14 protein-coding genes are annotated in these 21,212 nt (G+C 72.8%); 10 read left to right on the top strand and 4 right to left on the bottom strand.

Translation table 11 applies throughout. The annotated features are described in order from the left end of the window. Window positions 1–14 precede the first annotated feature (14 nt). Both ACZ64A_RS34860 and ACZ64A_RS34855 read right to left on the bottom strand, forming a co-directional pair. Window positions 15–857, bottom strand: a complete 843-nt coding sequence (locus ACZ64A_RS34860; RefSeq protein ID WP_469815948.1) for a putative hydro-lyase — start codon at window positions 855–857, stop codon at window positions 15–17. Further along, the gene (locus ACZ64A_RS34855) at window positions 854–2,155 is read right to left on the bottom strand and encodes an MFS transporter (protein WP_469815947.1); all 1,302 of its coding nucleotides are present in this window, start codon (window positions 2,153–2,155) and stop codon (window positions 854–856) included. Before ACZ64A_RS34855 ends, ACZ64A_RS34860 begins: the two co-directional genes overlap by 4 nt. 126 nt (window positions 2,156–2,281) lie before the next feature. Between ACZ64A_RS34855 and ACZ64A_RS34850 the strand changes: the two genes are divergently transcribed. The 5 genes from ACZ64A_RS34850 (at window position 2,282) to ACZ64A_RS34830 (ending at window position 10,373) form a co-directional block, all read left to right on the top strand. Further along, window positions 2,282–2,989, top strand: coding sequence for a GntR family transcriptional regulator (locus ACZ64A_RS34850; protein WP_469815946.1), 708 nt, complete (start codon window positions 2,282–2,284; stop codon window positions 2,987–2,989). A gap of 180 nt (window positions 2,990–3,169) precedes the next feature. Further along, window positions 3,170–4,696, top strand: a complete 1,527-nt coding sequence (locus tag ACZ64A_RS34845; RefSeq protein ID WP_469815945.1) for a hypothetical protein — start codon at window positions 3,170–3,172, stop codon at window positions 4,694–4,696. Beyond that, window positions 4,693–4,833, top strand: a complete 141-nt coding sequence (locus ACZ64A_RS34840) for a hypothetical protein (protein WP_469815944.1) — start codon at window positions 4,693–4,695, stop codon at window positions 4,831–4,833. Before ACZ64A_RS34845 ends, ACZ64A_RS34840 begins: the two co-directional genes overlap by 4 nt. Then, a complete protein-coding gene (locus tag ACZ64A_RS34835; protein WP_469815943.1) occupies window positions 4,830–5,708 on the top strand; it encodes a hypothetical protein in 879 nt (292 codons plus the stop codon). The genes ACZ64A_RS34840 and ACZ64A_RS34835 overlap by 4 nt, the downstream gene beginning before the upstream one ends. Window positions 5,709–5,759: 51 nt before the next feature. Continuing rightward, window positions 5,760–10,373 carry a hypothetical protein gene (locus ACZ64A_RS34830; protein ID WP_469815942.1) on the top strand — a complete coding sequence of 1,538 codons (4,614 nt, stop codon included), beginning with the start codon at window positions 5,760–5,762 and terminating at the stop codon, window positions 10,371–10,373. Between the two features lie 102 nt (window positions 10,374–10,475). On the opposite strand, the gene ACZ64A_RS34825 is transcribed toward ACZ64A_RS34830, so the two are convergent. Beyond that, the gene (locus tag ACZ64A_RS34825; protein ID WP_469815941.1) at window positions 10,476–11,000 is read right to left on the bottom strand and encodes a hypothetical protein; all 525 of its coding nucleotides are present in this window, start codon (window positions 10,998–11,000) and stop codon (window positions 10,476–10,478) included. Window positions 11,001–11,423: 423 nt separating this feature from the next. Between ACZ64A_RS34825 and ACZ64A_RS34820 the strand changes: the two genes are divergently transcribed. From ACZ64A_RS34820 to ACZ64A_RS34800, 5 genes are read left to right on the top strand one after another with little or no spacing between them, the layout of a single operon-like run. After that, window positions 11,424–14,396, top strand: a complete 2,973-nt coding sequence (locus ACZ64A_RS34820; RefSeq protein ID WP_469815940.1) for a nitrate- and nitrite sensing domain-containing protein — start codon at window positions 11,424–11,426, stop codon at window positions 14,394–14,396. Beyond that, window positions 14,393–14,824, top strand: coding sequence for a roadblock/LC7 domain-containing protein (locus tag ACZ64A_RS34815; protein ID WP_361637363.1), 432 nt, complete (start codon window positions 14,393–14,395; stop codon window positions 14,822–14,824). Before ACZ64A_RS34820 ends, ACZ64A_RS34815 begins: the two co-directional genes overlap by 4 nt. A 9-nt stretch (window positions 14,825–14,833) precedes the next feature. Beyond that, window positions 14,834–15,229, top strand: coding sequence for a DUF742 domain-containing protein (locus ACZ64A_RS34810; protein ID WP_469815939.1), 396 nt, complete (start codon window positions 14,834–14,836; stop codon window positions 15,227–15,229). 24 nt (window positions 15,230–15,253) lie between these two features. Then, window positions 15,254–18,871, top strand: coding sequence for a hydantoinase B/oxoprolinase family protein (locus ACZ64A_RS34805; RefSeq protein WP_469815938.1), 3,618 nt, complete (start codon window positions 15,254–15,256; stop codon window positions 18,869–18,871). Next, entirely contained in the window at window positions 18,852–19,457 is a 606-nt protein-coding gene (locus ACZ64A_RS34800) for a GTP-binding protein (protein WP_469815937.1), read from the top strand. The genes ACZ64A_RS34805 and ACZ64A_RS34800 overlap by 20 nt, the downstream gene beginning before the upstream one ends. A 131-nt stretch (window positions 19,458–19,588) precedes the next feature. On the opposite strand, the gene glpK is transcribed toward ACZ64A_RS34800, so the two are convergent. Continuing rightward, window positions 19,589–21,109 carry a glycerol kinase GlpK gene (glpK, locus tag ACZ64A_RS34795; RefSeq protein ID WP_469815936.1) on the bottom strand — a complete coding sequence of 507 codons (1,521 nt, stop codon included), beginning with the start codon at window positions 21,107–21,109 and terminating at the stop codon, window positions 19,589–19,591. Window positions 21,110–21,212 lie beyond the last annotated feature (103 nt).

The raw sequence follows: 21,212 nt of genomic DNA, 5'->3' as shown, positions 1-21,212 counted from the left end.
TTCTTCCTGGGTGCTCATGCCACGCGGTACTGCTCGTCGCGGGCGTCGGTGAGGAACATCTGTCCCGGTGCGTGGGTGAGGGCGAACGGCGGCCGGGAGGCCGTCACCGCGGCCTGCGGGGTCACTCCGCAGGCCCAGAACACCGGGATGTCGTCCGGTTCCAGGCGGACCGGATCGCCGAAGTCGGGACGGCCGAGGTCCTCGATGCCGAGCGCCGAGGGATCGCCGCAGTGTACGGGGCTGCCGTGCACGGCCGGCAGCAGTCCGCTCTCCCTGATCGCCGCCGGCAGGTGCTCCGGCGGCACCGGACGCATCGACACCACCAGCGGCCCGTGCAGCCGCCCCGCCGGACGGCACTGCCAACTCGTGGTGTACATCGGGACGTTGCGGCCCTGCTCGATGTGGCGCAGCGGCACACCCGCCGAGGTCAGCGCCCATTCGAAGGTGAAGCTGCATCCGATGAGGAACGACACCAGGTCGTCGCGCCAGTACGCCCGCACATCGGTCGGCTCGTCCACCAGCCGACCGTGCTCCCACACCCGGTAACGCGGCAGATCGGTGCGCAGATCGGCGCCGTCGGCGAGCGCGGTCGTCCACGAGCCCGCGTCGGTGACGTCGAGGACCGGGCAGGGCTTGGGATTGCGGGTGCAGAACAGCAAGGTCTCGTACGCCCAGTCGGCCGGGACGGAGATCAGGTTCACCTGGGTGTGGCCGGCGGCGACCCCGGCGGTCGGACCGGACAGCCCCGCCCGGAAGCGGGCGCGTGCGGCGGCCGGGCTCCATGCGTGCGCGTGCGGGTCGACGAGGGTGACGGGGCGGTCACTGCTGCCGATGTCGACGGCGGTGCTGTCGGTCACACCAGCTCCTTCCCGCGAGTCTCCGGAAGCCCCAGCAGGGCGAGGGCGGCCAGGCCGTAGCCGATCGCGCCGAAGACCAGCGCGCCGCCCACGCCCCAGCTGTCCGCCAGGAAGCCGACCGTGGTCGGGAAGACCGCGCCCACCGCGCGGCCGGTGTTGTAGGTGAAGCCCTGGCCCGTGCCGCGCACGGCCGTCGGGTACAGCTCGCTCAGATACGACCCGAAGCCGCTGAAGATGGCCGACATGCAGAACCCGAGGGGGAACCCGAGCACCAGCAGCAGGGTGTCGGCGCCGCTCGGGAGGTTGGCGTAGACCGCGATGCACAGTGCCGACAGCAGGGCGAACAGCCAGATGTTGCGCCGCCGGCCCAGCCGGTCCGTCAGATAACCGCCGGTGAGGTAGCCGATGAACGCGCCGGAGATCAGGAAGGCGAGGTATCCGCCGGTGCCGACGACGGACAGACCGCGCTCGGACTTCAGATACGTCGGCACCCAGGTGGCCAGCGTGTAGTAGCCGCCCTGGACGCCGGTCGACAGCAGGCCGGCGAAGACGGTGGTGCGCAGCAGGCCCGGCTTGAAGATGGCCGCGAAGGACCCCTTCTCGCCGCTGCGTTCGCGTGCGGCCGCGGCCTGCGGAGCGTCGTGCACCCGGCGCCGTACCCAGACCACGAGCAGCGCGGGCAGCGCACCGGTCCAGAACATCACACGCCAGGCCAGGCCGTCGTCGACGAACGAGAACACCAGCGTGTACACGACCACGGCCAGCGCCCAGCCGGCCGCCCAGGCACTCTGCACCGCGCCGAGCGTGCGGCCGCGGTGCCGGGCGCTCGCGTACTCGGCGACCAGGATCGCGCCGACCGCCCACTCGCCGCCGAAGCCGAGGCCCTGCAGCGCGCGGAAGACGAGCAGCGTCTCGAAGTCGGGCGCGAAGCCGCACGCGACGGTGAACACCGCGTAGGTGATCACGGTGAGCAGCAGTGCCCGCACCCGGCCCACCCGGTCCGCGAGCATCCCGGCGAGGGCGCCGCCGACCGCGGAGACGACGAGGGTGACCGTGGTGAACAGGCCGGTCTGGCCGCTGTCCAGGCCGAAGTACGCGGACAGCGCGACCATGCTCAGCGGGAGCGTGAAGTAGTCGTAGGAGTCGAGCGCGTAGCCGCCGAACGCGCCCGCGAAGGCGCGCCGGCCGCGTGGGCCGAGGGCGCGCAGCCAGCCGAACGCGCCGTCGGCAGCGCCGGGTTCCGTTGCGGCGGCGTGCGCGCCGGCGGTCGCTGCCCGGGGTGGAGGGGTCGTGCTCATGGACACCTCGCTCAGGGGTGACGGAGGAGCATCGGGAAGAGCCGTGCGCAGCACCGTAGAGGATCGTTCAACGATCCTTCAATACCCCTGTTGTCTCGTCCCCGTGGGTGCGATTGAATTCCGGGCATGGCAGAGCAGCTGGCGTCACTGGCCGACGACCGCGCCCTCCTGGGCCGCACCAGCACGGCCGAGCGGGTCGCGGACATCCTCCGGAGCCGGATCGCCGACGGCTTCTTCCCACCCGGCACCCGGCTGTCGGAGGACAGCATCGGCGGCGCGCTCGGTGTGTCCCGCAACACACTGCGCGAGGCGTTCCGGCTGCTCACCCACGAGCGACTGCTCGTCCACGAACTCAACCGGGGCGTCTTCGTCCGGGTCCTGACCGTCGAGGACGTGGAGGACATCTACCGCACGCGCGCGTTGGTGGAGTGCGCGGTCGTCCGGGGCCTCGGTGACCCGCCGTACGCACTCGACGGCCTCGCCGCGGCGGTGGCCGAGGGCGAGCGGGCCGGCGCCGAGAACGACTGGAAATCGCTGGGCACCGCGAACATCCACTTCCACCAGGAACTCGTCGCCCTGGCCGGCAGTGAACGCACCGACGAGCTCATGCGCAGCGTCTTCGCCGAACTCCGCCTGGCGTTCCACGTGGTGGACGACCCGCGAAAGCTTCACGAACCGTATCTGGTACGCAACCGGCAGATCCTGCAAACCCTCCGAAACGGGGACAGAGAGGGCGCGGAACGGCTCCTCTCCGTCTACCTGCGCGACTCCCTGGACCGAGTGGTCGAGGTCTACCGCAGACGGGTCGGAGACGAGGGTCAACTCCCCGGCTGACGGTGGAAGCAGACCGGGGCGCTTCCAGGCTGACGGTCGGCCTTACGTGCCAGGGGCGCGGGGAACTGCGCGACCAGCCACACCCGGGCCGCACCCGAAAGACAACCGCACATACCCGGCGCTCCCCGGCGGAGCCGCTCGTTTGGGCTGTTGTCAGACCAAGGACCTAGTCTGTGCACCGTGACTTCGCCTGCATCGACGGACAGCGCTCCGCCCCAGCTCAGCGCGGGGCCGCGCCCCGCGCCGGGCCCGGCCGCCGACGAGGGCCTGGCGCGGCGGCTGCGCGCGCTCGCCTGCACCGCGCCGATCCACGACCTCGACGCGCGCAAGGCCAACCTCGCCGGTGAGTACTCGGTGTACGGCATGGCGGAGATCGCCCTCGCCGCCATCGACCTCGTCACACTCAACATGGACTTCGACACGGGCGCCGACCACGAGCAGATCGTCGCCCGGCTGATCCCGCGCATCGCCGCCCAGGCCCCCAACCGCCCGCCCGCCGAACACGAGCGGGTGGCCCGCTGGGTCCTGGAGAACCTGATCAACGTCGGCAGCGTCGACCGCGGCTTCCGCGCGGTGTACGGCACCTTCGCCTCCGACGGCTCCTACGTCCGCCGGGACTACGACTTCAAGCTGATCGAGGAGGTCCCGGGACCGGGCGGCACGGTCTATCTGCGCACGACCGACGAAGCGGTCAACGTCCTGGTCGGAGCCCTCGACACCGACGTCACCTCCGCCCAGATCGCCGCCGAGGTCAAGCTCGAGGTCCTGATCAGCCGCGGCCGCCTGGCCGACGCCCAGCTCGCCGCCGAGCAGGCGCGCTACCGCACGGTGCAGTACTCGGAGACCCTGCGCCGCGCCCTGGACGCGACCCGGCGCAACGTCCGCGCGGTGGACTGGCTGAACGCCGTACCCGACATGATCGCCGAGGCCCTCGACCATGTCGCCGAGCGGTACCGCCACGAGAACGCGATCCTCACCAACATCCGCAAGGCCCGCGACGAGTCCGAGGAACCCGAGCACAAGCGGCGCGCCGCCGAGCTCGTCGACATCGTCAAGGACTGCATCCGCCGCCACACCCAGCTCCAGTCCCGTCTGCTGGAGGCCGGCCCCCTCTTCCGCGCCGAACAGGACCGGCAGGCCTTCGCCACGCCGCTGACGACGTCGGGACTCGACCTGTACGGCCACCTCCTCGCACCGACCCTGCCGCTGCCGCTGGAGCGGGCCACGCGCGTGACGGACGCGTTCTTCCACCGCGGCACGGGCCTGCGCACCCCGGTGGCCGTGCGGGTCGGCGACCTGGTCGACATACTGCTCACCCCGCCCGTGGAGCGCGAGCACCTCGGCGCCGAGATGCCCGAGCCGGACCTGGTCGCCACGCCCGACGACAGCCGGTTCAGCGAGGAGCAGATGGCCGCCGCGCAGGAGCTGCTCGACCTGCCGCACGACGCGCCCCGCCGGCTGTCCGGTCTGCTCGCCGAGGCCCGCACCAAGGACCCCGACCTGCCGTACCTGGTCGCCCTGCTGGCCGTGCACGCGGCCAGCCCGCCCTTCGGTACCGCCTACCGGCAGGGCGAGGAGAAGCTGCTGTTCGCCGTCGACGACGGCACCGAGCTGGACGACCCGGAGTTCGGCGGCGCCGACCTCATCGTCGGCACGGCCCTGCTGGACGCGGCGGGAATGGCCGCGGACCGGACGGACGCGGCATGAGCCGGTGCGCGCACGACCCACTGACGTACGACGGGTACGACCCGCACCACCCGTACGACCCACTTACGTACGACACCTGCGACACGTACGACCCGCACCACCCGCACCACCCGCATGACAAGGAGCGACAGCCGTGACCGAGCACGTCGAGTGGAGTGAGCCGGAAGCCGGACCCGCCCCGGCATCCGCCGCCGTCACCCCCGCCGACGCCGCCGACGCGGCCCGGCTCGTCGCCTTCGGCCTGCAGCCCAAGCTCCAGCCGGCCCGCGACCAGGAGTACGCCGACCTGCTGCGCCGCTACCGCGAGGACCCGCCGTTCGCCCGGCTCGCCGACGCCGTCGCCGCCGGGCTCGGCCTGGTGGTGCTGGAGGTGTCGCCGCGCGCCGGTATGGCTGTGACCGCCGCAGAGGACTCCGTCTTCGCCGTCCGCATGGGCGACTACGCGCGTCGCGCCTCCGCCGACTCAGGCGACCGCTTCCTGCACGGCCTCGCCCATCTCGCGGTGGCCGCCCTCGCCTTCCCGCGCCCCGAGGACCTCGCCGACGACGGCTACATCGGCCGCGTCACCGTCAACGGCGTGGACGCCTTCGTCCGTCAGGCCTGCCGCCGCCTGGAGGAGCGGGCCGCCGAACAGGGCGAGAACACCGACCCGGTCACCGACGCGCCCGGCCTGGAAGCGGCCTGGCGGATCTGGGCCAGACGCAGCGCCACCGGCGCCACCAAGGACGCCCGCCGGCTCGCCGGTTCGACCACCGGCATCGTCGCCAAGGCCGTCGCGTTCCTCACCGACTCCGGGTTCCTGCAGCGCACCGGCGACGACAACGGCGGCACCTACCGCACCACGGCCCGCTACCAGCTCCAGGTGCGCGACATGGCCGGCAGCGCCGCCCTGGCCGAACTGCTGGAGCTGGGCGTCGTCCCCGTCACGGACGGCACGCCGACGCTGCTGCCGGCCGAGGACACCGAGGACCTGGACCTGGTGGCCGACGCCGGGCTGCCGTTCCATTCCTGACCAGCACCGCAGAACCACCGCACCTGTTCGAAGACTTAACGAGAGTCCGCCATGTACGAGCTGTCCCGGGTCCGCCTCTACTCCATCGGTCCCGCCGGTGCCCGCTACGCCGACACCGTGCTTGACCTGCGAGGTGTGGGTGAGCCGGTGCCCGACCCCGCGCCGGCCCAGGCGGAGTTCTTCGAGGAGGAGCCGGTCGGCCCGCCGCGCCGCCCCGCACCGGCCGGCGTGCTCTTCCTGGAGAACGGCGGCGGCAAGTCCGTCCTGCTCAAGCTGATCTTCTCGGTGATGCTGCCGGGCCACCGCAACACCCTGGGCGGCGCCAGCTCCGGCGTGCTGCGCAAGTTCCTGCTGGCCGACGACTGCGGACACGTCGCCCTGGAGTGGCAGCATGTGCAGACCGGCGAGTGTGTCGTCGTCGGCAAGGTCAGCGAGTGGCGCGGCCGCCAGGTCTCCAACGACCCGCGCAAGTTCGCCGAGGCCTGGTACTCCTTCCGGCCCGGTCCCGGGCTCTCCCTGGACAACCTGCCGGTCGCCGAGTCCACCGCCGTACGCCCGCCCGTCGAGGGCCAGTCCGGCGCGCAGGGCCGCCGCCGCACCATGAAGGGCTTCCGCGACGCGATCACCGAGGCGGGCAAGGCGTACCCGCACCTGGAGGTGCACTGGGAGGAGATCCACGACCGCTGGATCGAGCACCTCGGCGACCTCGGCCTCGACCCCGAACTCTTCCGCTACCAGCGGGAGATGAACGCCGACGAGGGCGAGGCCGCCGGCCTGTTCGCGGTCAAGAAGGACTCCGACTTCACCGACCTGCTGCTGCGCGCCGTCACCGACACCCGCGACACCGACGGACTCGCCGACCTGGTCGGCGGCTTCGGCAACAAGCTGGGCCGGCGCGCCGAGCTGATCGCCGAACGCGACTTCACCGCCGGCTCCGTCGACCTGCTCGGCCGGATCGTCGAGGCCGCCGACGCCCGCGCACGCGCGCGTGACGTCCACGCGGGCGCCGAGCGCCGCACCCGCACCCTGGCGCGCCGGCTGACCGCACGGGCCGTGCAGGAACGCACCCGCGCCACCGACCTCGCCCAGCGGGTCACGGCCGCCGCCTACGCCGTCACCCATGCCGAGGGCGCCCGCGAGCGCAGCGCCCTCATCGCGGCCGAACTCGCCTACCGGCACGCCTCCCTGGCGTTGACCGCCGCCGAGAAGGCCGCCGCCGCGCAGAAGCGCGAGCTGGCCGACGCCCGCACCCTGCACGCCGCCTGGCAGGCCGCGGAGGCCGTCCTGCGCCACCGCGCGGCCGCCGACCGGGTCGCCCGGGTGTCCGCCGCGATCCAGGAGGCGGAACGGGACGCGGCCCCCGCGCTCGCCGCGCGCACCAAGGCCGCCGTCGACCTGGTCCGGGCCCTGCACGCCGCCGCGGAGAACGCCGAGAACCTCGCCAACGAGGGGGAGGAGCGCTCCGCGCAGCTCCAGGAGGTCAGCGACGCGGCCTACCGGGACTCCACTGCCGCCGCGACCGAGGCACAGCGCGCCCGCAGCGAGGTCGGGCACCTGCGCCAGCGCCTCGGCGAGGTCGAGCAGGAGACCGCCGAGGCCGTCCGCGCCGGCTGGCTCGACGACAGCACGCCCGACGCCGACCCGGCCCGCGCCGCCCTCGCCGCCTCCGACGCCGAGAAGACCGCGGTGGCCGCCTGGGACACCGCCCGCGAGGCGGCGCGCCGGGCCACCGAGCACGCGCGTGAGACAGCCGCCGCCGAGACCCGCGCCGAACTGACCGCCGCCCGTGCCGCCGACGCCGCCACCGCCGCCGAGCGCTCCCACGACGGCGAGCGGCGCACCGCCGAAGCCCTGTCCCGCGAGGAGCGGCTCGCCGAACTGCTCGGCCTGACCGACGCGCGCTCCGCGATCCCGCAGCCCCGGCAGGGCGACGACGACGGCGGCCGCGGTGCCCTGACGCCGGAGGAGCTGGACCGCTGCGCCGACGAGCTGCGCGAACTCCTCGACGACGCCGTCTCCTCCGCCGAACGCCAGCTGTTCGACCTGCGTACGGCCGCCGCCGACGACGCCCGCATCCTGGGCGCGCTCGGCGACGGCGGACTGCTGCCGCCCGGCCCGGACGTCCTCGCCACCGTCGAGTTCCTCGGCGAACACGGCATCCCCGCCCTGCCCGGCTGGCGCTACCTCGCCCAGGCCGTCGATCCCGCCGACCACGCGCGCGTGCTGGCCGCCCGGCCCGAGCTGGTCGACGGCGTGATCATCACCGACCCCGACTCGCACGCCCGCGCACGCCAGGCGCTCGGCGACGCGGCCCTGCTGCCCCGTTCAGCCGTCGCCGTCGGCACGGCGGCCGCCCTGCTCGCCCCCGCCCCGGCCGTGGAGACGGACAGCGGGGAGGTGTTCCTCGTCCCGCCGAACCCGGCCATGCACGACGAGCACGCCGCCGACGAGGAACGGCAGGCGCTGCGCGCCCGGGCCACCGCACGCGACGAGGAGATCCGCGCCCTCGCCGCCCGCCTCGGCAAGGACCGCGAGCTGTCCGCCCGGCTCGCGTCCTGGCGCACGGGCTGCCCCGCCGGCCGGCTCGTCGAACTCGCCGAGGCCGCCCGTGAGGCACGCGCGTTCGCCGAGGAGACCGAAGCCGAGCTGGCCGAGGCCCGCACCGCCCGCGCCGAGGCCGAGGAGAGCGCCGCCGAGGCGGTCCGCGTCCGCGACGAGCGCCAGGAGGCCGCACAGAAGGCCCGCCGCGCCGCCGACGCCCTCGCCGGACTCGCCTTCCGGCTGCGCGAACGCGCCGGCTGGCAGGCCCGCCTGCGTGAACTCGCCGACGAGGCCACCGAGTCCGAGGCCCGCGCCCAGGCCTGCCTGGAGCGGGCCCGCGCCGCGGACGAGGACCGCCGCGCCGCCCAGCGCGCCGCCGACGACGCCCGCCGCACCGCACGCGCGCTGCGCGCCGAGCGCTCCGAGATCGCCGGCGCCCCGGACGACGTACCGGAGGCGGACGGGGACACGACCAAGGCGTCCCTGCCCGCGCTGCGCGAGGCCTACCGGGCTGCCTCCCAGGTGTACGAGAAGGTCGGTGTCGGCGCCGATCTGCGCGCCGAACAGGCCCGCGCCGAGAGCGACGAGAGCGCCGCGCGCGCCGAACTGGACCGGCTCAGCAACAAGGTCCGCACCCGTGCCGAGCAGCTGCTCGAATCCCCCGACGGCTCCGACGGACCGTCCCGGCAGGCGGCCGCCGCCCGCGCCGAGGAGCTGGTGCAGCTCCTGGAGACCCGCATGTCGAACGCCAGCGAACAGCTCGGCCGGCTGCGCGGCGAGGCCGAACGGCACGCCCCCGAGGACGGCGAGACCCACACCGAACTGCCCGAGGAACTGGTCCCTCGCGACGCCGACCAGGCCCAGGCCCTGCTGCGCACGGCGAGCGCCGAACTCGCTTCCCACACCGAGGCGCTGGCCCAGGCCCGCGACGCGCACGCCGAGCTGCTCCAGGCCCACCGTGCGGCCGAGGACGCGGTCGGCGGCTTCGAGGAGCTCGCCGCGATGCTCCGCGACCTGCTGCGCGAGCACGCCGGTGACGAGGAGCAGGAGGAGTCCGAGCCCTACCCCGGCACACTGGAGGAGGCCCGCCACGCGGCCGCCGAGACCCGCCGATCACTGCGGAGCTGCGCCGCCGACCTGTCCGCCGCCGAGGCCTCCGTCCGCGAGGCGAGCGACGTCCTCGTCCGGCACGCCAACTCCACCCGCTACGAGCAGGTCCGCACCCCCGCCCGCCAGCAGATCCGCGAACTGCCCGCCTCCGCGCTGCCCGAGCACGCCCAGAAGTGGGCCGACGCCTTCGCGCCCCGTCTGCGCGTCCTCACCGACGAGCTGGCACAGCTGGAGCGCAACCGCGACTCGATCGTGGACCGGCTGCGCGGCCTGGTGGAGACCGCGCTGGCCACCCTGCGCTCGGCCCAGCGGCTGTCCCGGCTGCCCGAGGGGCTCGGCGAGTGGTCCGGGCAGGAGTTCCTGCGCATCCGCTTCGAGGAACCCGACCAGGCCACCCTCACCGAGCGCCTCGGCGAGGTCGTCGACGAGGCCACCCGCGCGGCCGTGAGGAAGAACTCCGACCTGCGCCGCGACGGCATGTCCCTGCTGCTGCGCGGAGTGGCGGCGGCCCTCCAGCCCAAGGGCGTCGCCGTGGAGATTCTCAAGCCGGACGCCGTGCTGCGCGCCGAGCGGGTGCCGGTCGGGCAGATGGGCGACGTGTTCTCCGGCGGCCAGCTGCTCACCGCCGCGATCGCGCTGTACTGCACGATGGCCGCGCTGCGCTCCAACGACCGGGGCCGGGACAAGCACCGGCACGCCGGCACCCTCTTCCTCGACAACCCCATCGGCCGCGCCAACGCCACCTATCTGCTGGAACTCCAGCGGGCCGTGTCCGACGCGCTCGGTGTGCAGCTGCTGTACACCACCGGTCTGTTCGACACCACCGCCCTGGCGGAGTTCCCGCTGGTGATCCGGCTGCGCAACGACGCCGACCTGCGGGCGGGTCTGAAGTACATCAGCGTCGAGGAACACCTGCGGCCCGGTCTGCCCCAGCAGATCCCCGCCGGGGAGGCGGCGCACAGCGAGATCACCGCGACGCGGATGTTCAAGCGACCGGCACCGACGACTCCTTAGCCGGGCGTACAGGGTGCGCGGCGTGCCGTGCGTACGGGGGTGCGCTGTGCGCCGCGCGTACGGCGGTGCGCAGCGCACCGTGCGTACGGCGGTGCGGCGGTGTCAGGGATGCGACAGCTGACCGGCGCTCCCGCGCCGCCCTATTCGCCCCTGGCCCCGCTCGGCGGCCCGTCGGGCGCGCCGCCGCTCGCGGCGCAGCGCCCGCGCGGTGCTGCTCGGCGCCGACACCACGCCGTTGCGCTGGTTCCACACCTGGCGGGTCACCCACACGTCGAGGACGCTCCAGGTGGCCACCACCGTGCTCGCGATGCTGCTCAGCACCATCGGGAAGGCCAGCCAGGACCCGGCCATCGTGCACAGGAAGGCCGTCACGGCCTGTATCAACGTCACGGAGATGATCAGCACCGCCCGTACGGCGGCCGTGCGCACCGGATCGGGCAGCCGGCGCCGGCGCGCGGGCTCCTCGACCCACAACGGCCGGTATCCTGCCCGGTTTTCGTGGTCCGTCCGCTCGGCCCCACTCTCGTCGGCCGGACCGCCGAGATCCGGGTGCCGCCATCCGCGCCGCTCCGGCGTGCTGTCCGCCGTGCCGGCCCCAGGTGTCTGGCGCCGCTCCGCCGTGCCCATCAACGTGCCCCTCCCCACCGCCGGTCGAACCGTTCCCCTCGATGCCGGAAGATCTCCGGCTCCTTGACTGGCTGCCCGGCTTGCGCTGCTTTAAGCCCCCGGGAGGCGGGATGTGGCTCCTGTGGTGCCTTCCGCCCCCATTTCCTGTAGAGAAGGACGAACAGGACGGCGCGAAGATTCCCGCGCGGCGTAAAAATCCAGCCACTTCCCGAAGTTCGGTGCGCCGGTTCGCGGTGGCCGTGCCGCCGTAGCCCGCCGAACAATCTCCCGCAATGCCCGGACACCTCCGCATGTCGAGCCCCTGGTGCGGAAGTTCAGGTTCCGGACGACCTTTCGAGTTACCTGTGCGTCGGTAGTAGGCTCGCGCCGTTTGTTGACGTACATGTGTACCCCCTGCTGGTGGGGGTCGAGCTGGGGGAGGCCATGCGCTTTCGCGGGAAGTCGATCCGCCGGAAGATCGTGGCGCTGCTTCTCGTGCCGCTGGTGTCCCTGACCGCGATCTGGGCCTTCGCCACAGTGCTCACCGGCCGGGAGGCCGGCCGGCTGTTCAGCGTCTCCTCCGTCATGGAGAACGTCGGTTTTCCGGTCGAGGACACCGTCCGCGTCCTGCAGCAGGAACGCCGGCAGACCCTCGTCTACCTGGCCGACCCGAGGGCCGCCGACGCACTGGCCGCGCTGCGCCGCACCCGGACCGCCACCGACAAGGCCGTCGCCGAGGTCCGCCGCAACGCGACCGCGTCCGATGTGCGAGAGGACCTCGACCCGGACGACAGCGAGGGCGTCACCGCCGTCCTGGACGCCTTCGACGGCATCGCCTCGCTGCGCCGCAGCGTCGAACAGGGCACCGTCAGCCGCGCCCAGGCCCTCGACCTCTACAACCGCCTGGTCGACCCGTGCTTCACCCTGCTGTCCACACTCGACGTCGTCGACAGCGTCGAGATGGACAAGGAGTACCGGGCCCTCGTCAACACCGCCCGCGCCCGCGAACTGCTCTCCCGGGAGGATGCCCTCCTCGGCTCCGCCCTGGTGGTCGGAAAGATCAGGCGGGACGAGATGCGCCACGTCTCCGACCTGGTCGCCCAGCGCGAGGTCCTCTACGAGGTCAGCCTCCCGCAACTGCCCGGCGCGGAGTGCGAACGCTACGAACGCTTCTGGAAGAACGCCACCACCGCGCCGCTGCGCTCCGCCGAGCAGTCGGTCCTCGCCGCGTCCCCGGGCCGCCTGCCCGACGACGTCACCGCCAAGGGCTGGGACACCGCGGCAGGCACCGCGCTGCGGGAACTCGGCACCCTCGACGACGATGCGGGCGCCCGCTACCAGGACCGGGTCCAGCCCGTCGCGATGAACGTCATCCTCAAGGCGGTCTTCGCCGGAGCCCTCGGCCTCGTCGCCCTGGTGCTGTCCCTGCTGCTGTCCGTGCGTATCGGACGCGTCCTCGTCCGGGATCTGCGCCAGCTGCGCACGGATGCGCACGAGGCGTCCGGCGTGCGCCTGCCCAGTGTGATGCGGCGCCTTTCCGCGGGCGAAAAGGTAGACGTGGAGACCGAGGTCCCGCGCCTGGAGTACGACAGGAACGAGATCGGCGAAGTCGGGCAGGCCTTGAACACCCTGCAGCGCGCCGCCGTCGAAGCCGCCGTCAAACAGGCCGAGTTGCGCGCCGGCGTCTCCGAGGTGTTCGTCAACCTCGCCCGCCGCAGCCAGGTCCTGCTGCACAAGCAGCTCACCCTGCTCGACACCATGGAGCGCAGGACCGAGGACACCGAGGAACTCGCCGACCTCTTCCGCCTCGACCATCTGACGACCCGGATGCGCCGGCACGCCGAGGGCCTGGTGATCCTCTCCGGTGCCGCGCCCTCCCGGCAGTGGCGCAAGCCGGTCCAGCTGATGGACGTGGTCCGGGCCGCCGTCGCGGAAGTCGAGGACTACGAACGCGTCGAGGTCCGCCGGCTGCCTAGGGTCGCCGTCACCGGCCCCGCCGTCGCCGACCTCACCCACCTCGTCGCCGAACTGCTCGAGAACGCCACCGTGTTCTCACCGCCCCACACCGCCGTCCACGTCGTGGGCGAGCGGGTCGCCAACGGCTTCACCCTCGAGATACACGACCGCGGCCTGGGCATGACCGCCGAGGCCCTGCTCGACGCCAACCTGCGCCTCGCCGAGACACCCGAGTTCGAACTCTCCGACACCGACCGGCTCGGCCTGTTCGTGGTCAGCCGGCTCGCCCAGCGCCAGAACGTCCGGGTCTCCCTCCAGCCGTCCCCCTACGGCGGCACCACGGCCGTCGTCTTCCTGCCGGACGCCCTGCTGAGCGACGACGTTCCCGACACGAACGGCATCGGCTTCCGCCTGGACCGTCCGCACACCGCCAAGGACACCAAGGCGGCCGGCCGGCGCCGTCCAGCCCTCGCCAAGAGCCCCGTGCAGCTGCCCGGTCTGCCGGCCTCACTGCTGGACGGGCCGGTCGAGCTGGACGCTCCCGTCGATCTGGACGCGCTCGGCGACCTGCCCGACGTGCTCGACGAGGACGGCGGCCTGTTCCGTCCCCGCCGCTCCCTGACGGGGACTCCGGACGCTCCCGCGGGCGAACCACGGGGATCGCTGCGCGGTGGCCTCGGCGCCCAGCGCGAGCCGGACGCCGCGGACCCGGCCGACCGGACGCCCGCCGCGGGCAGCCCGGTGCCGCTGCCCCGGCGCCAGACCCCCAAGCTCGTCAGCTCGCACGGCCGCCCGGTCGGAGAGCGGCGGTCACGGCGGGAGGAGGACGCGGAGCCCGCGCCCCGGTTGGGCCCGCGCCCGGCGTCCGAAGCGGAGAACCCGGCGCCGCTGCCCACCCGCCGCAGGGGCGGCCCCGCACCGCACCACCGCGGCACGGCCGACCGCCGCCCGGTGGAACCGGTCACCGCCAGTTCCGACGACCCGGCCGACGCCCCCGCACCGTCGGGCAGCCCCGACGTGCCCGGCCGTGCCCCGTCCCCGGAGCGAGCGCTGCCCAGCCGTGCCCCGTCCGCCGACCGGGACTCCGCCGACACCCGGCCCCAGGGCCAGGACCCGCGGTGGCCGAGCGGTCCAGACCTGCCCGGTGGTCGTTCCCCGTCCGCCGACCGGGACTCCACCGGCACCCCGCCTCCGGCCAGGGCCGCCGAGGCCCCCACCGCGCAGGGAGGGCTGCCCCGGCGGGTGCGCCAGGCCAGCCTGGCTCCGCAGCTCAAGCAGACGCCCACCCTTGGCTCCCGCCCCGCCGCGGTCGAGCCCGAGGAGCGGGACGCGGAAGAAGTACGCAGCCGTATGGCCTCGCTCCAGCGGGGCTGGCAGCGCGGCCGCGAGGAGAACGCCGCGGGCGAGACCGCCCCGCGCGGCTCAGCACCACAGGGAACCACTAAGGGGGACGGTCGATGACCGCACCGAAGCCGACCGGCCGCACGACCAGCAACGGGGAGCTCAACTGGCTGCTCGACGACCTGGTGGACCGCGTCGCCAGCATCCGCAAGGCCGTCGTGCTCTCCGGCGACGGCCTGCCGACCGGGGTGTCCAAGGACCTCACCCGGGAGGACGGCGAGCACCTTGCCGCCGTCGCCTCGGGCTTCCACAGCCTCGCCAAGGGCGTGGGCCGGCATTTCGAGGCCGGCAGTGTCCGCCAGACCGTGGTGGAGCTCGACGACGCCTTCCTCTTCGTGACCGCCGCGGGCGACGGCAGCTGCCTCGCCGTGCTGTCCGACGCCGACTCCGACGTCGGCCAGGTCGCCTACGAGATGACTCTCCTCGTCAAGCGGGTCGGTGTGCATCTGGGCACCGCACCGCGCACCGATCTGCCCTCCGGCGGGTAGTGAGAGGTCATGAGCGCAGACGGTCAGGCAAGCAGCCGCTGGTTCGACGAGGAGGCCGGACCCGTCGTCCGCCCGTACGCCATGACGCGCGGCCGCACCACCAGTGCGGCCCAGCACCGCCTCGACCTGATCGCGGTGGTCGTCACGGAACCCGACGCGGGCGACCCGGAAACCGATCCCACGCTCTCCCCGGAGCACGTGGACATCGTCGAGCTGTGCCGCACCACCCCGCAGTCGGTCGCCGAGCTGGCAGCGGAGCTCGATCTGCCCATCGGCGTGGTCCGGGTCCTCGTCGGCGATCTCGTGCACGCCGAATTCGTCCATGTGAACCGGCCCGTACCCCCTGCCGAGCTGCCCGACGAGAGTATTCTGCGCGACGTGATCAACGGCCTGCGAGCGCTGTGAACAGCGCGGAAGCCGGGTGAGGACATGACGGGCTGGCAGTTCTGGATCGACCGGGGCGGCACGTTCACCGACATCGTCGCGCGCCGCCCGGACGGCCGCCTGCTGACGCACAAGCTGCTCTCGGACACCCCCACACGCCAGGGCGACGCGGCCGTCGCCGGCGTGCGCACCCTGCTCGCCGGTTCCTCGGACCCGGTGGAAGCCGTCCGCATGGGCACCACGGTCGCCACCAACGCGCTGCTCGAACGCAAGGGCGAACGCACCCTGCTGGTGATCACCCGCGGCTTCCGCGACGCCCTGCGCATCGCCTACCAGAACCGCCCGCACATCTTCGCCCGCCGTATCGAGCTGCCCGAACTGCTCCACGAGCGGGTCGTCGAGGTGGACGAGCGCATGGCCGCCGACGGGACCGTCCTGCGCGCCCCCGACCTGGACGCCCTCACCGGGCCCCTCCGGCAGGCGTACGACGACGGGATCCGCGCCGTCGCCGTGGTCTGCATGCACAGCCATCTCCACCCGGCCCACGAGCAGGCCGTCGGCGACCTGGCTGCCCGCATCGGCTTCCCGCAGATCTCGCTGTCCAGCGAGGTCAGCCCCCTGATGAAACTCGTCCCGCGCGGCGACACCGCCGTCGTCGACGCCTACCTCTCGCCCGTGCTCCGCCGGTACGTCCAGCATGTAGCCGACGAGCTGAAGGGCGTCCGGCTGATGTTCATGCAGTCCAACGGCGGCCTCGCCGAAGCCGGGCAGTTCCGCGGCAAGGACGCCATCCTGTCGGGCCCGGCCGGCGGCATCGTCGGCATGGCCAGGATGTCGCAACTGGCCGGCTTCGACCGGGTCATCGGGTTCGACATGGGCGGCACCTCGACCGACGTCTCGCACTTCGCCGGCGCCTACGAACGCGTCTTCACCACCCAGATCGCCGGGGTCCGACTGCGCGCCCCGATGCTCGACATCCACACCGTCGCGGCCGGCGGAGGCTCGGTCCTGCACTTCGACGGCTCCCGCTACCGCGTAGGGCCGGACTCGGCGGGAGCGGACCCCGGCCCCGCCTGCTACCGCGCCGGCGGACCGCTCGCCGTCACGGACGCCAACGTCATGCTCGGCCGCATCCAGCCGGCCCACTTCCCCCAGGTCTTCGGCCCGGACGGCGATCAGCCCCTGGACGCCGGCATCGTCCGGGACCGCTTCCAAGCGCTCTCCCGGCAGATCCGCGAGCAGACCGGCGACGACCGCACTCCCGAACAGGTCGCCGAGGGCTACCTGGAGATCGCCGTCGCCAACATCGCCAACGCGGTGAAGCGGATCTCCGTGCAGAAGGGCCACGATGTCACCCGCTACACCCTCACCACGTTCGGCGGCGCCGGCGGCCAGCACGCGTGCATGGTCGCCGACTCGCTCGGCATCCGCACCGTCCTCGTCCCGCCCATGGCCGGCGTGCTGTCCGCCCTCGGCATCGGCCTCGCCGACACCACCGCGATGCGGGAACAGTCCGTCGAGGCCCCACTGGACCCCTCCGCACTGCCCGGAGTGCGCCGGACCGCCGACGACCTGGAGGCCGCGGCCCGTGCGGAACTCCTCGCCGAGGACGTGCCCGAGGACCGCATCCGCGTCAGCCGCCGCGCCCAGCTCCGCTACGACGGCACCGACACCACCCTCACCGTCGAGCTGACCGAGCCGGACGCCATGCGGCAGGCGTTCGAAGAACGTCATCGCGCCACGTACTCCTTCACGCTCGACCGTCCGATCGTCGTCGAAGCCCTCTCCGTCGAAGCCACCGGCATCACCGCACCCCCCGATCTGTCCGCCCTCGCCCCGTACGAAGGCACCCCCGCCGACCCCGAGACCGTCCGCCTGCACATCGGCGGCGCCTGGCGCGACGTACCCCTGCATGGCCGGGAGCACCTGGCTCCCGGCCATGCCGTCACCGGACCCGCGATCATCACCGAGGCCGGCGCGACCACCGTCGTCGACGACGGCTGGGAGGCCGCCGCCCGTGACGACGGGCATCTGGTCATGGAACGCGTGGCGGTCACGCAGAGTTCCGACGTCGGCACAGAAACCGACCCGGTCCGGCTGGAGATCTTCAACAATCTCTTCATGTCCATCGCGGAGCAGATGGGCGCCCGCCTGGAGTCCACGGCCCAGTCGGTCAACATCAAGGAGCGTCTGGACTTCTCCTGCGCCCTGTTCGACCCCGATGGAAACCTGGTGGCCAACGCCCCGCACATCCCCGTCCACCTGGGCTCGATGGGCACCAGCGTGAAGGAGGTCGTCCGGCGCCGCGGTGACCGGATGCGGCCCGGGGACACCTACGCCGTCAACGACCCGTACCACGGCGGCACCCACCTGCCCGACGTCACCGTGATCACCCCCGTCTTCGACACGGAGGGTGAACGGATCCTCTTCCACGTCGCCTCCCGGGGCCACCACGCCGAGATCGGCGGTATCGCGCCGGGCTCCATGCCCGCGGACAGCCGGACCATCGAGGAGGAAGGGGTCCTGTTCGACAACTGGCTGCTCGCCGAAGACGGCCGCCTGCGCGAACAGGAGACCTACCGCCTGCTGACCGAGGCGCCGCACCCGTCCCGCAACCCCAGGACCAACCTCGCCGACCTGCGGGCCCAGATCGCCGCCAACCACAAGGGCGTCGAAGAGGTCGGCCGCATGATCGACACGTTCGGGCTCGACGTCGTCCAGGCCTACATGCGGCACGTGCAGGACAACGCCGAGGAAGCCGTCCGCCGGGTGATCGACGCGCTGGACGACGGGGAGTACGCCTACGAGACCGACTCCGGCGCGGTGATCCGGGTACGCGTGCGCGTGGACCGCGCACAGCGCACGGCCACCATCGACTTCACCGGCACCTCGGCACAGCTCGACACCAACTTCAACGCCCCCTTCTCGGTCGTCAACGCCGCGGTCCTGTACGTCTTCCGCACCCTGGTCGCCGACGACATCCCGCTCAACGACGGCTGCCTGCGCCCGCTGCGGATCGTCGTGCCGCCCGGCTCGATGCTCGCCCCCGAGCCGCCCGCCGCCGTCGTCGCCGGCAACGTGGAGACGTCCCAGGCCCTCACCGGCGCGCTGTACGGGGCGCTGGGCGTGCAGGCCGAGGGCTCCGGCACGATGAACAACGTCACCTTCGGCAACGACCGGCACCAGTACTACGAAACGGTCGCCTCCGGGTCCGGCGCCGGGGACGGTTTCCCCGGCGCGAGCGTCGTGCAGACCCATATGACGAACTCCCGGCTCACCGACCCCGAGGTGCTGGAGTGGCGGCTGCCCGTGCGGCTCGAGGAGTTCGCGATCCGGCGCGGCAGCGGCGGCGCCGGGCAGTGGCGCGGCGGCGACGGAGCGGTGCGCCGCATCCGCTTCGACGCCCCCATGACCGTCTCCACGCTGTCGCAGCACCGCCGGGTGCCGCCGTACGGGATGGCGGGAGGCGAGCCCGGAGCCCTGGGCGCCAACCGGGTCGAGCGCACGGACGGCACCGTGACCGAACTGGGCGGCAGCGACTCGGCCGACGTCGCCCCCGGCGACGTACTCGTCATCGAGACCCCCGGCGGAGGGGGCTACGGCCCGCCGCCGGACGACCCCCAGCGAGCAGGAGAAGGAACCGATGATCTTCGGGCGCTCTGAACGCGGCAAGCCCCCGGTCGAGCCCCTCACGCTCAAGATCCTCGTGGCCGGCGGCTTCGGCGTGGGCAAGACCACGCTGGTCGGCGCGGTCAGCGAGATCAGACCGCTGCGCACCGAGGAACTGCTCACCGAGGCGGGACGCCCCGTCGACGACACGCGAGGAGTGGAGAGCAAGCACACCACCACCGTCGCGATGGACTTCGGGCGCATCACCCTGCGCGAGGACCTGGTGCTCTACCTCTTCGGCACACCCGGACAGGAACGCTTCTGGTTCATGTGGGACGAGTTGTCGGAGGGCGCGCTCGGCGCCGTCGTCCTCGCCGACACCCGGCGCCTGGAGGACTGCTTCGCCGCCGTCGACTACTTCGAGCGCCGTTCCATCCCTTTCGTCGTCGGGGTCAACTGCTTCGAGGGCGCCGCACGGTATCCGGCCGAGGACGTCCGCGCGGCACTGGACCTGGACGACGAGGTCCCGGTCGTACTCACCGACGCCCGCGACCGCGCGTCGGTCAAGGACGTGCTGATCGGCGTCGTTCAGCACGCCATGGAGTACACCGCCGAACAGCGCCGGGCCGTCACGACCTGACCCGAGGCCGTCACCATCTGACCCGGGGGAGCGGCTCGCACCCTCGCCGACCGGGGTACGAGCCGCCGTCCCGCGTGCACGCACGCGTGCCCCTCGAGGTGCCGCACGGGCACGCACGCGTGCGCTGATGGCTAGTCGTCACCGTCCTCCAGCCAGCCGAAGCTCTTCTCCACCGCCTTGCGCCAGTTGTGGTACTCGCGCTCGCGCACCGACTCCTCCATCGACGGCGTCCACTCGGCGTCCTCCTGCCAGTGCGCCTTCAGTTCGTCCAGGTCGTTCCACACCCCGGTGGCCAGCCCGGCGGCGTACGCCGCGCCCAAGCAGGTGGTCTCGGACACCTTGGGCCGGATCACCGGTACCCCGAGCACGTCGGCCTGGTGCTGCATGAGCAGGTTGTTCTTCGTCATGCCGCCGTCCACCTTCAGGCTGGTGATCTCCACGCCCGAGTCCTGGAACATGGCGTCCACGACCTCGCGGGTCTGCCAGCTCGTCGCCTCCAGCACCGCCCGCGCGAGGTGCGCCTTGGTCACGTACCGGGTCAGCCCGGTGACGACACCGCGCGCGTCCGAGCGCCAGTACGGCGCGAACAGCCCGGAGAACGCGGGCACGATGTACGCGCCGCCGTTGTCCTCGACGCTCGCCGCGAGCGGCTCGATGTCGTCGGCCGTGCGGATGATGCCGAGCTGGTCGCGGAACCACTGCACCAGCGCACCCGTGATCGCGATGGCGCCCTCCAGGCAGTAGACCGGAGCCTCGTCCCCGATCTTGTAGCCCATCGTCGTCAGCAGTCCGCTCTTGGAGGGCACCGGCCGGTTGCCCGTGTTGAGCAGCAGGAAGCTGCCCGTGCCGTAGGTGTTCTTCGCGGTGCCCACGTCGTAGCAGCACTGCCCGAACACGGCCGCCTGCTGGTCGCCCAGCGCGGAGGCCACGGGCACCCCGCCGAGCTGGCCGACGGCGGTGCCGTACACCTCCGCGGAGGACCGGATCTCCGGCAGCACCGCTTCGGGCACGTTCATCGCCGACAGGATCGAGGGGTCCCACTGGAGCGTCTCGAGGTTCATCAGCATGGTCCGCCCGGCGTTGGTCACGTCGGTGACGTGCCGTCCGCCGTCGGTGCCGCCGGTGAGGTTCCAGATGAGCCACGAGTCGATGGTGCCGAAGGCGATCTCCCCGCGCTCGGCGCGAGCCCGCAGGTCCGGCACGTTGTCGAGCAGCCAGGCGGCCTTGGGCCCGGAGAAGTAGCTGGCCAGCGGCAGCCCGGTCTGCTCGCGGAAGCGGTCCTGCCCGTCGGATCCGCCCAGTTCGCGGCAGAGCCCGGCGGTGCGGGTGTCCTGCCAGACGATGGCGTTGTGCACAGGCTTGCCGGTGGCGCGGTCCCACAGGACGGTCGTCTCGCGCTGGTTGGTGATGCCGAGGGCGCTCAGCTGGTCGGCGCGCAGCCCGGCCTTGGCGACCGCCCCGGCGACCACCGCCTGCACCTTCGACCAGATCTCGGTGGCGTCGTGCTCGACCCAACCGGGCTTCGGGAAGATCTGGCGGTGCTCGCGCTGGTCGACGGCGACGATCTCGCCGGAGTGATTGAAGATGATGCAGCGGCTCGACGTGGTGCCCTGGTCGATGGCGGCGACGTACTTCTCGGCGTTGTCCGTCATGGCTACCCCTTGTGCTTCGGCTCAGCAGGCTGGGTGGTGGACGAGGCCCGCCCGGGTCCTCCCGTCGGCGGGCCGGCGGCCGGTTTCCAGAATCGCCCCGATC

Source organism: Streptomyces sp. NPDC104814 (genome assembly GCF_055583185.1).
This window is presented reverse-complemented; position numbering and strand designations above follow the sequence as displayed.